This window comes from Vibrio sp. PID17_43, assembly GCF_002608565.1.
Classification (GTDB): Bacteria; Pseudomonadota; Gammaproteobacteria; order Enterobacterales; family Vibrionaceae; genus Vibrio.
This window is the reverse complement of the sequence record NZ_LIXM01000010.1, coordinates 128,241-140,553: the sequence shown is the minus strand read 5'-3', so window position 1 is coordinate 140,553 and position 12,313 is coordinate 128,241. Positions and strand designations below refer to the sequence as shown.

Annotated in this window: 11 protein-coding genes; 3 read left to right on the top strand and 8 right to left on the bottom strand. The window is 46.7% G+C overall.

Annotated features, from left to right (window positions below; all coding sequences use genetic code 11):
- Positions 1–554 precede the first annotated feature (554 nt).
- From rnd to AK965_RS09400, 7 genes are all read right to left on the bottom strand, one after another.
- Entirely contained in the window at positions 555–1,673 is a 1,119-nt protein-coding gene (gene rnd, locus AK965_RS09430; protein ID WP_143699935.1) for a ribonuclease D, read from the bottom strand.
- 86 nt (positions 1,674–1,759) lie between these two features.
- On the bottom strand, positions 1,760–3,451 hold the full coding sequence (gene fadD, locus AK965_RS09425; RefSeq protein WP_099079354.1) for a long-chain-fatty-acid--CoA ligase FadD: 1,692 nt from the start codon (positions 3,449–3,451) through the stop codon (positions 1,760–1,762).
- Positions 3,452–3,556: 105 nt separating this feature from the next.
- Complete coding sequence (locus tag AK965_RS09420; protein ID WP_099079359.1) at positions 3,557–4,411, bottom strand: alpha/beta fold hydrolase; 855 nt, start codon at positions 4,409–4,411, stop codon at positions 3,557–3,559.
- A gap of 6 nt (positions 4,412–4,417) precedes the next feature.
- Positions 4,418–4,975 (bottom strand): Slp family lipoprotein, encoded by a 558-nt coding sequence (locus tag AK965_RS09415; protein ID WP_099079353.1) that lies wholly within the window; start codon positions 4,973–4,975, stop codon positions 4,418–4,420.
- 24 nt (positions 4,976–4,999) lie between these two features.
- Positions 5,000–5,305 carry a chromosome partitioning protein ParA gene (locus AK965_RS09410; RefSeq protein WP_099079352.1) on the bottom strand — a complete coding sequence of 102 codons (306 nt, stop codon included), beginning with the start codon at positions 5,303–5,305 and terminating at the stop codon, positions 5,000–5,002.
- Between the two features lie 49 nt (positions 5,306–5,354).
- Complete coding sequence (tsaB, locus tag AK965_RS09405) at positions 5,355–6,056, bottom strand: tRNA (adenosine(37)-N6)-threonylcarbamoyltransferase complex dimerization subunit type 1 TsaB (protein ID WP_099079351.1); 702 nt, start codon at positions 6,054–6,056, stop codon at positions 5,355–5,357.
- Positions 6,057–6,114: 58 nt separating this feature from the next.
- On the bottom strand, positions 6,115–8,025 hold the full coding sequence (locus AK965_RS09400; protein WP_099079350.1) for an ATP-dependent DNA helicase: 1,911 nt from the start codon (positions 8,023–8,025) through the stop codon (positions 6,115–6,117).
- A gap of 217 nt (positions 8,026–8,242) precedes the next feature.
- On the opposite strand from AK965_RS09400, the gene purU reads away from it, so the two are divergent.
- Positions 8,243–9,076 carry a formyltetrahydrofolate deformylase gene (purU, locus tag AK965_RS09395; protein ID WP_099079349.1) on the top strand — a complete coding sequence of 278 codons (834 nt, stop codon included), beginning with the start codon at positions 8,243–8,245 and terminating at the stop codon, positions 9,074–9,076.
- Between the two features lie 78 nt (positions 9,077–9,154).
- On the opposite strand, the gene AK965_RS09390 is transcribed toward purU, so the two are convergent.
- Positions 9,155–9,751, bottom strand: coding sequence for a VOC family protein (locus AK965_RS09390; protein WP_099079348.1), 597 nt, complete (start codon positions 9,749–9,751; stop codon positions 9,155–9,157).
- Between the two features lie 220 nt (positions 9,752–9,971).
- Here AK965_RS09390 and argS point away from each other — a divergent pair, with 220 nt between their 5' ends.
- Positions 9,972–11,705 carry an arginine--tRNA ligase gene (gene argS / locus AK965_RS09385; RefSeq protein WP_099079347.1) on the top strand — a complete coding sequence of 578 codons (1,734 nt, stop codon included), beginning with the start codon at positions 9,972–9,974 and terminating at the stop codon, positions 11,703–11,705.
- A gap of 110 nt (positions 11,706–11,815) precedes the next feature.
- Entirely contained in the window at positions 11,816–12,244 is a 429-nt protein-coding gene (locus AK965_RS09380) for an HIT domain-containing protein (RefSeq protein ID WP_099079346.1), read from the top strand.
- Positions 12,245–12,313: the final 69 nt, after the last annotated feature.

Sequence of the window (12,313 nt, the reverse complement as noted above, 5' to 3'; positions counted from 1 at the left end):
CTGGAATGACCCACTATCTCCCCGTCATTCTGGACAGCGAGGAACGAGCGTGATTCAGAATCTATTACCAGAGTGCTCGGATTGGTGAGATAGGATTTTGGCTTCAAAGCGGGCGGTGCGTAGATTCCTAGTCTCACTTAGGTTCGCTGGAATGACCCACTATCTCCCCGTCATTCTGGACAGCGAGGAGCGAGCGTGATTCAGAATCTATTACCAGAGTGCTCGGATTGGTGAGATAGGATTTTGGCTTCAAAGCGGGCGGTGAGTAGATTCCTAGTCTCACTTAGGTTCGCTGGAATGACCCACTATCTCCCCGTCATTCTGGACAGCGAGGAACGAGCGTGATTCAGAATCTATTACCAGAGTGCTCGAATTGGTGAGATAGGATTTTGGCTTCAAAGCGGGCGGTGAGTAGATTCCTATTCTCACCCAGGTACTTGCGTTTCAGCTAGAATGACTCGGCGGCTTAGCCTTACAAAATGAGTACCTCAAGCAAAATACAAATGCGTGTTACAAAAAAGGTTGGCAACATTGCCAACCTTTTTAATTTGTACTTACTTCAGCACCTTGTTCATCTTCTCGCCGAGAAGTTCAAGGCGCCAACCTTGCATCACATCTGGCAGTCTCGCTGGATCGCGGTCTTTCTTCCATACCCAGCTGATGATCTGATTGATTTGCTTCTTCGAGGCCAAAAATTCCGTCGCCAGGCCCGATTTTTGTGAAGCCACCTTCACCACATCTTTCAGGTTCTTGAAGATTTGTTTGTAACCTGGGTAATCCATCAAACGCTCAATTGACGCTGGGTAGTCTTCCGCCGGGGTTTGCTTAGCCTTCTTCACCATCGCGGCAATTCTTGCGCCATGACGATTCACTGCGCGTGGGTCAATATCCTCCGCTTCCATTTTCTTGAAGCTGGTTAACCCAAGACGAGCTACCGTTAGCAAGTCTCCTTCTTTGAAGATGAAGTTCAACGCCAAGTCGCGTTTAAGTGCTTCACGGTAACGCCATGTCGCTAAAGGTTTTAACACTGCAAGCTCTGATGGTTTTAGCTGCCATGCACCTTTAATATCGAGGTAGGCGTTTTCTTCGTTGACTTCACGAATGCGCTTAGAGACCAGCGAGTCACTTTCTTGTTGTACCGCTTCCCACCAGCCCGCTTCTGTTACACGATCAAAGAGCTTTTCATAAAGTGGTAAGAGATAATGAACGTCTGCCGCCGCATAATCTAGCTGCTTTTGAGTCAGTGGACGTGCCATCCAATCGGTTCGTGATTCACTTTTATCGAGCTCGATGCCTAAGTATTCGTTCACCAACGTGGCAAAGCCCGTCGATAAGCCGTGACCAAGAAATGCCGCCATAAGCTGAGTATCAACCATGGGAAATGGTGTACAGCCAAACGCATTTTGGAATACTTCTAAATCTTCACCACAAGCATGCAGCACTTTCAACACAGAGGTATCTTTCAATAACTCGGTGAATGACGTCATATCCGTCAATTCAGTTGGGTCGATTAAAGAAAGTTGTTTGCCGTCGAAAAGCTGGATCAAACCTAGCTGTGGATAGTACGTCCTTACTCGAACAAATTCGGTATCCAACATAACAACGTCTGCTTCTCTGGCTTGAGCACAAACTTCTTCTAGGTCTTTGTTTTTAGTGATGATCTGATAATTCACATACTTCTCGCTATAAAAAATGCCAGCAAAACGCTGGCATTCTAACACTATTTGGCAATAAATGATTGCTGCACAAAGAATTCGACTTACGCGCTCTTCTTCGCTAGCTCTGCATCGTTCTCTTCACGTAGTACTCGGCGAAGGATTTTACCTACGTTGGTCTTTGGCAAATCATCACGGAATTCCACCAATTTAGGGATCTTGTAGCCCGTTAGGTGTTGGCGACAGTGCGTGATCAACTCGTCTTTGGTTAGGCTAGGGTCACGTTTGACAACGTAGATCTTAACCAATTCACCAGACACTTCGTGTGGATGACCAATCGCCGCAACTTCCAATACTTTACCGTGCAGCGCAACCACATCTTCGATTTCGTTCGGGTACACGTTAAAGCCAGACACAAGAATCATGTCTTTCTTACGGTCAACAATGTGTAGGAAGCCTTCGTCATCAAACTTAACGATATCACCCGTCGATAGCCAACCATCTTCATTGATCACTTCTTTAGTGGCTTCAGGACGCTGCCAGTAACCTTGCATAACCTGTGGGCCACGAACTTGAAGTTCTCCCGTCTCGGTGTTTGCTAATGGGTTACCTTCTTCATCAACGATACGTACTTCTGTTGATGGCACCGGCAAACCGATAGAACCGTTGTACTCCACTAAATCATGCGGGTATGCCGCGACCAATGGCGAACATTCCGTTAGGCCGTAGCCTTCTAGCAGATAACAACCTGTTGTCTTTTGCCATCTTTCAGCAACCGCGCGTTGCACCGCCATACCACCACCTACAGCGAGACGAAGATTGCTGAAATCCAACTCATGGAAATCTTCATTATTCACCAGTGCGTTAAACAGAGTGTTTACACCGGTAATCGCCGTGAATGGGTATTTCTGTAGCTCTTTAACAAAGCCAGGAATATCACGCGGGTTAGTGATCAGCAGGTTATTCCCACCCATCTCTACAAATAATAAACAATTCACTGTCAGCGCAAATACATGATATAGCGGCAGTGCAGTAACCACTAACTCACGACCAGGAGACAAGACTGGGCCGTATGCGCCTTTCGCCTGCATCACGTTTGCGATCATGTTGCGGTGTGTCAGGATCGCGCCTTTTGCTACGCCTGTTGTACCACCGGTATATTGCAGAAATGCAATATCATCGCCTGACATAAAGGGTTTCACGTACTGAAGACGACGACCTTTGTGCAACGCTTTACGCATTGAGATTGCACCCGGCAGATCGTACTTAGGCACCATGCCCTTCACGTACTTGACGACGAAGTCAACCAGTGTGCCTTTAGCACGTGGCAGCATTTGACCAAGACTGGTTAAAACCACATGCTTCACTGATGTGTTTTCAACGATTTGCTCGAGTGTGTTCGCGAAGTTAGAAACGATAACGATCGCCGTTGCACCTGAGTCATTTAGCTGATGCTCTAGCTCTCGAGGAGTGTAAAGTGGGTTCACATTCACTGCGATACAACCTGCACGCAAAATACCAAACAGCGCAACTGGGTATTGCAGCAAGTTAGGCATCATTAACGCAACTCGGTCGCCTTTTTTCAGCTTAAGTTCGTTTTGCAGGTATGCAGCAAATGCGCGGCTACGCTCTTCCAGCTTGCGGAAGGTCATCACCGAGCCCATATTCATGAATGCTGGTTGGTCTGCGTATTTTTGTACAGACTGCTCGAACATTTCTACCAAAGACTCATATTGCTCTGGATTGATGGTTTCAGGTACGTCACTTGGATAACGTGAAAGCCATGGTTTATCCACGATGTTACTCCTCGTTTATAACTGGCTAAAAATAGCGTCTTTTTAATTTTGAACACTATTACAGCACAGCAAACGTGCTTGAGCACGTAACTCTCAAACACTTGTTTAGATTTTGTTAACTACACCAAGAATCCGCTCTGCGACCTCGAGTGCTTGCTCTAAGTGACAGTGATGTCCACCGACGACAGAGACTACTTTTGGCAGGTTCTCGCCCCAATCAACTTGGTTAGACTGTAAATGTTGGAATCCTTTATCACCCAGTATGATCAGATGAGGGCAACGTATCTGACTGGTTATTGCGTTTGCGTGCTCTTGCGCCATACGATAAAGCGACGCACATTTCAGCTTAGCGTCATGCCGCCAGAACCATTTGTCTTCTCGACATTCTGTTCCGCGCTCAACAATTGGCATTAATTGGTCTGCCGTTAAATGATTCGTTTGCATTCGCAGCTTTAACGCCAGGTCGAAAGAAGCGATGGCCCTGTTCGACTTACTCTGTTGTCGATGCCGACTCAGTACACCATCCCGCAAACGCTGCAGGCTATTGTCGGGGGGTTCTGATAGCGGACCCGCCCCTTCAATTTGCACCAGCGCTTCAACCCGCTCAGGAAACGCTGCACTATAACAACTTGCAATCAAAGCACCAAGCGAATGCCCTACTAACATCAGTCTGTTTGATGATAATTTGTCCAACAACTGGTGCAAGTCGTCAATATAGTCATGAAAAGGATAATAATTGTCGTAAGATTTATGGCTGGATAAACCATGACCAAACAGGTCAATCGCTAACAAATGAATATTAGGGTTGAGCTGATGTAGCCTTTCCATCAACACTTTAAAGCTACCTGCGTTATCCATCCACCCATGAAGAAAAACAACTGACAGTTCAGTTCGTTCAACACTTCCAACTTCAAGGGCGGCCATCGTTCCCGCTGGGAGCTCAAATCGACGCTCGTTGATCACTGACTATTTCACCTGCTTGATGATTTTTCCGTCTTGAGGAAAATCTGCACGCATCATGCGACAGTTGATGGAATAACATGGGTAAAAATACGTTGGCGTATCGTAAGTGCGCACTCGCTCTTCAATCTTCCACAAACGATAGCCATCTCCGTGCATCACTGGGAAAATATAATCGTGTTCACCTATCTTGCCTTTCTCTTCTCCCTCACCTTTACCAACAACGGTAATTAGGCGACCTTTGCTAAAAGCGACGGGCTCAAGATAACCATCAAAATAAACCGCGAAACGACCTAGTGGCTCTTTGTTGAGATCGGGCTTACCGGATTTGCTGATAGGAAGGTTAACGATTTCGAGACGAGTTTGATTTTTCAGGTTATCGACTTTTGCAATAACACCACCAAGGCGAACATCATTTGCTGCTTGCCCTTGATCCTGGGCAAAGGTTTTGTAATCGGTCAAAACCTGCTCAGTGCTTGCGCTCAGCTCTTCAGGAAGCGAGCTACAGGCAGAAAGCCAAAATGCTGCAACGATAACCGGAAAAATGCGTCCAGAAAATTTCATAAACCACCACTATTAATTTGTTTGTCAGACATAGATATCGACACCAAACAATTGATCGAGTTCCTCTTTTTTCGCTCGATTCATGATATCCATATACTCTTCCATTGCCTTACGCCCACGTCCTTCTGGGAGGTCGTATTGGACTTGAGCTCGATGAATTTGAGACTCATCCACTTGCTTTATGGAATGCGCTACCGCGTTTGCTACCTTGGATGGATGGCCTACGGGCTGGTTGTTTTTGGCTTTCTTTACCTTGCCATTTTTAGCGACTTTATTGGTGCGGTTGGCACCTGGTATTAGCGCGGAAGGTAAACCATTAATCGATGCCATAACGCTCCATAAAAAGGCAGGGTAAACGCCCTGCCTTTTGTCATGCTAATTACTCGCGCCCCGGAAGCTTCTTCCACGTCACATTATCACGTAGATAAACCGGGCTCGATTCTTCTACTGGCACGGTATTACCTTTCGCCAGCTCTTGTTGTGCGAGAATCACAATGTCTTGTGAATCTGGGTAAAGGACTTCACTGCCCGTGACGCTAAATGGCAGGCCAGCAAGTTCAGCTTGATACGCCTCCCAACCCGTACCTGCAGTGGTCCATGTTTTATCGTCTGCTTGTACTTCTTCTGTTAGGCGTCCTGGCGGAATCACGCATTCTGCATCCACGCCCGCCCATTCACCGTTTTCTTGGCGAGTGTAACGTGCCCAGTAGACTTCGCTCATACGCGCATCAATGGCAACCGCGACGTCAGTGGCACCTTGTAGGCGATAACTTGCTTGTGCCATCGCGGCCAGCGTAGAAACGCCAATCATTGGTAGGTCGGCACCAAATGCCAAACCTTGTGCAATACCAATACCGATACGCACGCCAGTAAAACTGCCCGGGCCACGGCCAAATGCCAATGCGTCCAGATCTTGTAGAGTTAGACCGGCTTCTTTCAGTACTTCGTCAACCATAGGTAACACTTTTTTCGTATGGTCACGAGGTGCAACTTCACTGCGTGAAATCACTTGGTCATTAACCAGTAGAGCAACTGAACAGTTTTCAGTTGCGGTATCGATAGCAAGAATTTTTGCGCTCATGTAATTCTCTACAACTCTTCTTTGATTTGGTTATGCCACAGCTCTCGTCTATGGCCCATTATTCTGTTTTTAAGAATGCTTTGATTCGGTCTAAATCACGCGTTCTTGGGATGGGCGGTAAACTTCCGAGGAAGACGCCACCGTAATCACGTGTCACCAAACGATTATCACAAATGATCAACGCACCACGGTCTTTTCTGTCTCGAATCAAACGCCCTACCCCCTGTTTTAAGGTGATCACCGCATCAGGGATTTGCACTTCTGCAAATGGCTCACCGCCACGTAATCGACAATCTTCGATCCGGGCTTTCAGTAGCGGGTCATCCGGGGCGGTAAACGGTAATTTGTCGATGATAACACAGCTCAACGCATCACCTCTAACATCGATCCCTTCCCAAAATGCACCAGTCGCCACCAGCAGTGCATTACCTAGCGCCATAAACTCGGCAAGGGTCTTTTGTTTACTCATCTCACCTTGCATCAGTACAGGCAGATCCAGTACTTCACGGAAGCGCTCACCAAGCTCACGCATCATGCTGTGCGAAGTACAAAGAAAGAAGCAACGCCCCTGGTTTTCTTCAATCACGGGAGCAAGCATGTGCACCAGTTTATCAGACAAGCCAGGGCTATTGGGCTCTGGTAAATAGCGAGGCACACATAGACGTGCCTGCTCCTCATAATCAAAAGGAGAGGGTAAAGAAAACGCCTGCTTGGGTTTCAACCCCAGACGATCGGTAAAGTGTTTAAAATCCCCCGATACTGCTAAGGTTGCCGAAGTGAAGATCCACGCACCTTGTTTAATTTCTATCTGCTCATGAAATTTATCCGCCACTGAAAGAGGCGTTATGTGCAAAGCAAAATGACGTGGCGACGTGTCATACCAATACGAATACCCCGTGATGTCGACATCACAGACCCGATCGATTCGGCCTTTGATCAAATTCGCACGTTCAAATGCAGTATCCAACAGCTGACTTCTTCCCAAGGCAAGTTTCAGTACATCGATGGCAAGCTCAAGACTATCGATCAGGCGGATTAACTCACGCTTAATCGATTCCGATTGCATTGCCTCACGCCAGTTACCTCGAAAACCTGGTTCGCCAAGTACGATGCGCATGTCCATTGCACTTTGCATCAGCTTATCGCCCACTTTTTGCAGTTGGCGCATGTCTTTTGCTTCTGTGCGATAGGCAATTTCAATGTCTTTGGCCAGTTCATGAATTTGACGACTCGACACTGTCTGACCAAAGTATTCACTCGCAATATCTGGCAGCTGGTGAGCTTCGTCGAAGATAAACACATCAGCTTCAGGGATCAGTTCACCAAAGCCCGTTTCTTTAATTGCAAGGTCGGCTAGGAACAAGTGATGATTGACCACCACAACGTCGGAGTCCATTGCGCGTTTACGTGCTTTCAGAACAAAACAATCGGTGTAACTCGGGCAATCTTTACCCAAACAGTTATCATTGGTCGAGGTGATGGTCGGGATGATCATGCTGTCTTCCGGCAGATCGTCACAATCCCCCAAGTCGCCGGTTTTGGTCTCTGATGACCAAGCTCGTACCTTGACTAGCTGCGTTAACAAAGTGGGATCGGACTCGGTGGAATGACTTTCGACCATCTGTCGACTTAGACGGTCTAAACAAAGGTAATTAGACCGTCCTTTAAGTAACGCGACCTGACCATAAAAGCCTAATGCATTGACCATTAAAGGCAAATCACGATGGTACAACTGCTCCTGTAGGTTTTTGGAACCGGTACTGATGATGACTTTTTTGCCACTTAACAACGCTGGTACTAGGTAGGCAAAGGTTTTACCTGTCCCCGTCCCCGCCTCTACCACTAACTGGCTTTGTTGCTTGATCGCACTACTGACGGCTTCTGCCATGTCTATTTGTGGCTGACGAGCCTGAAAGCCCGGAATCGCTTTACCCAAAGCACCATCAGAGGAAAATGTTTTTGCAATCATGCCTGATATCTGGTTAGTAAAATTGGTGTGAGTATACCAGAGGATAGAGTGTGACATCAGCCCACAATACGGTCAGCTTACGGCTCAATAGTGATAATTGGTTGAAACCATGTCGAGAATAGATTATTTATGAAGTCAGATTGCCGTACGATTCACGCTTCTAAAGTGAGTACTTTACTCGTGCGCTAGAAAAATAATGTATGGAAGTATCTGATTTATGGAAAAGAAAACACTGTTGACCCATTGCAGCGACGCTCCGGGTTTGATCTCAAAAATCACGAATATCTGTTATAAGCATCAACTGAATATCGTTCACAATAACGAATTTGTTGATAACACCAGTGGGCACTTCTTCATGCGAACGGAGTTAGAAGGATACTTCAATGACCAAACGTTCCTTGCCGATTTAGACCAAGCACTGCCGCAAGGTGCGAAACGCACTCTTGTCAGCTCTCGTCGTAAACGCATCATTATCTTAGTGACCAAAGAAGCCCATTGTTTGGGTGACATTCTAATGAAGACCTACGATGGCAGTTTAGATGTCGAAATCGCAGCTGTGGTGGGTAACTACGATAAACTGCAAAACCTCACTGAGCGCTTTGATATTCCTTATCACCATGTGACCCATGAAGATCTCAGCCGTGAAGAACACGAGCAAAACATGCATGAAGTGATTCACCAATACGATGCCGATTACTTGGTGCTCGCTAAGTACATGCGCGTACTAACGCCTACCTTCGTAGAGAAATACCGTCATAAGATCATCAACATTCACCACAGCTTTTTGCCCGCATTCATTGGTGCGAAACCGTATCAGCAAGCGTATGATCGCGGCGTGAAGATCATTGGCGCAACCGCGCACTTCGTCACGAATGACTTAGATGAAGGCCCAATCATCAAGCAGGACGTGATTCCAGTCGATCACACGTTCAGCGCACAAGATATGGCTCAAGCAGGCCGCGATGTAGAGAAGAACGTTTTGAGCAAAGCGCTAAATAAAGTGCTCAATGACCACGTTTTTGTTTACGGGAATAAGACGGTTATTCTTTAAAGGCCTCACATTTGAATACAAAAAGGGTTGCTCATTGAGCAACCCTTCTTTTTCTACAAGCCGTTAAAAAACGTTTAATTACGCCTGTTCAGACTCCACAATGCGCTTGAGTGAATGTGGGTGCAGTTTGATACAAATACCTTGATACTTAAATGCCACCGTCGGGTTGTTTAAGCGCTCGCCTTCGCCCTTCGGGCTAGACAGTTTGATCTTCACGCCCATCTCTTCTAGCTGTTCAAAGTGCTCACCAAATGCAGGGTAAGTATATTTCAGATCAGCGAAAAACTCATCTGCCGTTTCTGCATGAGATGGAATGACAAACTCCACGTGCTCCCAGCTTTCAGTTGGGTAAATTTTGCCTTCCGCTGGGTATGGCAATTCCAGACACTCAATCTTCCAGCCACGGCTTTCCAGCGCTTTGTCGAATTCAATCACGATGATTGGGCGCCCATTGATTTTCGCTTGTGAGATCACCTTGCCGTATTGATTCCAAGCTTCATGCGCGGCTTTGGCTGTATCGCAATCATTGATTCGCAGTGCAATATGATCCGCTTGGGCAAAGCTCAGGTCTAATTTAAGCATCAAAGCGAACGCTTCAATCTTTGCCATAAAGGCGTCCAAATCTTGGATCATCAGCTCAGGTGTTAAGCGCTTTTCTACTAATGGTGTGCTCATTATTGCTCTCTTTTGGGGCCATTTATCTCTTTACTCTGGGCGCAATAGTAAACCCTATCCGCCGCATATTTCCATTCAATCGAAAAAGTAAAAATTTCCCCCAATCCTCTCTGTATGAAAAGCAATAAAGTTGTTATCATTAATCCTATTTTTGTGAACTCCAACAGTACTCGGCCCCTGTCTTGCCGAGTTCTTCGTCCTTGAATTGAAGGAAACGCGTGTGAATATCCAAGCACTTATTAATGACAAAGTATCTCAGGCTCTAGAAGCCGCTGGCGCACCTGCAGGCAGTCCTGCAGCTGTTCGTCAATCAGCAAAGCCACAATTTGGTGACTACCAAGCAAACGGCGTAATGGGCGTTGCTAAAAAACTGGGTACTAACCCACGAGAATTTGCACAGAAAGTACTGGATGTTCTAGAGCTAGACGGCATTGCGAGTAAAACAGAAATCGCAGGCCCTGGTTTCATCAACATTTTCCTAAGCGAAGAGTTCCTTGCGAAACAAGCTGACGCCGCTTTAGCCGATTCACGTCTAGGCGTAGCGGCAGAAGCAGCACAAACTATCGTTGCTGACTACTCTGCGCCAAACGTTGCAAAAGAAATGCACGTTGGTCACCTACGTTCAACCATCATCGGTGATGCCGTAGTACGTACGCTTGAGTTCCTAGGTCACAAAGTGATCCGTGCGAACCACATCGGTGACTGGGGTACTCAGTTCGGTATGCTTATCGCAAACCTTGAGCGCGTACAGCAAGAGTCTGGCGAAGTATCTATGGAACTGGCTGACCTTGAAGGCTTCTACCGTGAATCTAAAAAACTATACGATGAAGACGAAGAATTTGCCGTAAAAGCTCGCGGCTACGTTGTTAAACTGCAAAGCGGTGACGAGTTCTGCGCAGAAATGTGGAAGAAGCTGGTTGACGTAACCATGATCCAAAACCAACGCAACTACGATCGTCTAAATGTATCTCTTACTCGTGATGACGTAATGGGCGAGAGCATGTACAACGACATGCTGCCTAAGATCGTAGCAGACCTTAAAGCGCAAGGTCTTGCTGTTGAAGATGACGGCGCACAAGTTGTATTCCTAGAAGAATTCAAGAACAAAGACGGCGAAGCAATGGGCGTTATCGTTCAAAAACGCGACGGCGGCTTCCTGTACACCACCACGGACATTGCCTGTGCGAAATACCGTTACGAAGAACTAGGCGCAGACCGTGTACTTTACTTCATCGACTCTCGTCAGCACCAACATCTAATGCAAGCTTGGACTATCGTTCGCAAAGCGGGTTACGTGCCTGAGTCTGTCTCTCTTGAGCACCACGCATTCGGTATGATGCTAGGTAAAGATGGTCGTCCATTCAAGACTCGTGCAGGTGGTACGGTTCGTCTTGCTGATCTTCTGGATGAAGCAGAGGTTCGTGCAGCACAGCTGATCGAATCTAAGAACCCAGAACTAGCAGAAGACGAGAAGAAAGCGATCGCTAACACGGTTGCAATGGCAGCGGTTAAATACGCAGACCTTTCTAAGCACCGTACCACGGACTACGTGTTCGATTGGGACAACATGCTCGCGTTCGAAGGCAACACGGCACCGTACATGCAATACGCTTACACTCGTGTAGCATCTATATTCGCTAAAGCTGGCGTGTCTATGGATGAACTACAAGGTGAAATCAAGATCACTGATGAGAAAGAGAAAGCGCTTATCGCAAAACTGATGCAGTTCGAAGAAGCGGTTCAATCTGTTGCTCGTGAAGGTCAACCACACATCATGTGTAGCTACCTATTCGAACTAGCAGGTCAGTTCTCTAGCTTCTACGAAGCGTGCCCTATCCTAGTGGCTGAAGACGAAGCGGTGAAACAAAGCCGTCTGAAGCTAGCAGCGCTAACAGCGAAGACCATCAAGCAGGGTCTGTCTCTACTAGGTATCGATACTCTAGAGCGCATGTAAGCGAATCAATAATTGAGATAATTAAAAAGGTTGGCGTGAAAGCGTCAACCTTTTGTTTTATCTGACGTATACTGACGCCAGATAAAACAAAAGTTAATTGGAATACCATCATGAGTTTTGAACTGCACCCTCAACTGGCAAAAGACACCATCGTTATCGGTCATTTCCCACTATGTGTTGCGCTTCTGCATAAAGACAATGCGGTGCCATGGATTATCTTGGTACCTAAACGTGCAAACCTAAAAGAACTGCACCACTTACCAATGCAAGAGCAGCAACAGTTTTTGCTAGAGTCTCAAGCGGTAAGTCAAGCGTTAGAGGCTACATTTCGCCCTGACAAGCTAAACCTTGGCGCACTAGGCAACATGGTGCCACAACTGCACATTCACCATATTGCTCGCTTCAAAGACGATGTGGCATGGCCGGGACCAATTTGGGGTAACACCAAAGGTGAATTCCGTACAGAAGAAGAGCAAAACGAAGTGCTTGGTCGAATTAAGAACGTGCTATCACTGAGCTCTATTTTCCAAAAAGCCTAAATTTAGAAACCTGTTATAGCTAGAGCTCAGAGAGCAACAAAAAAGCCGCATCATTGCTAATGCGGCTTG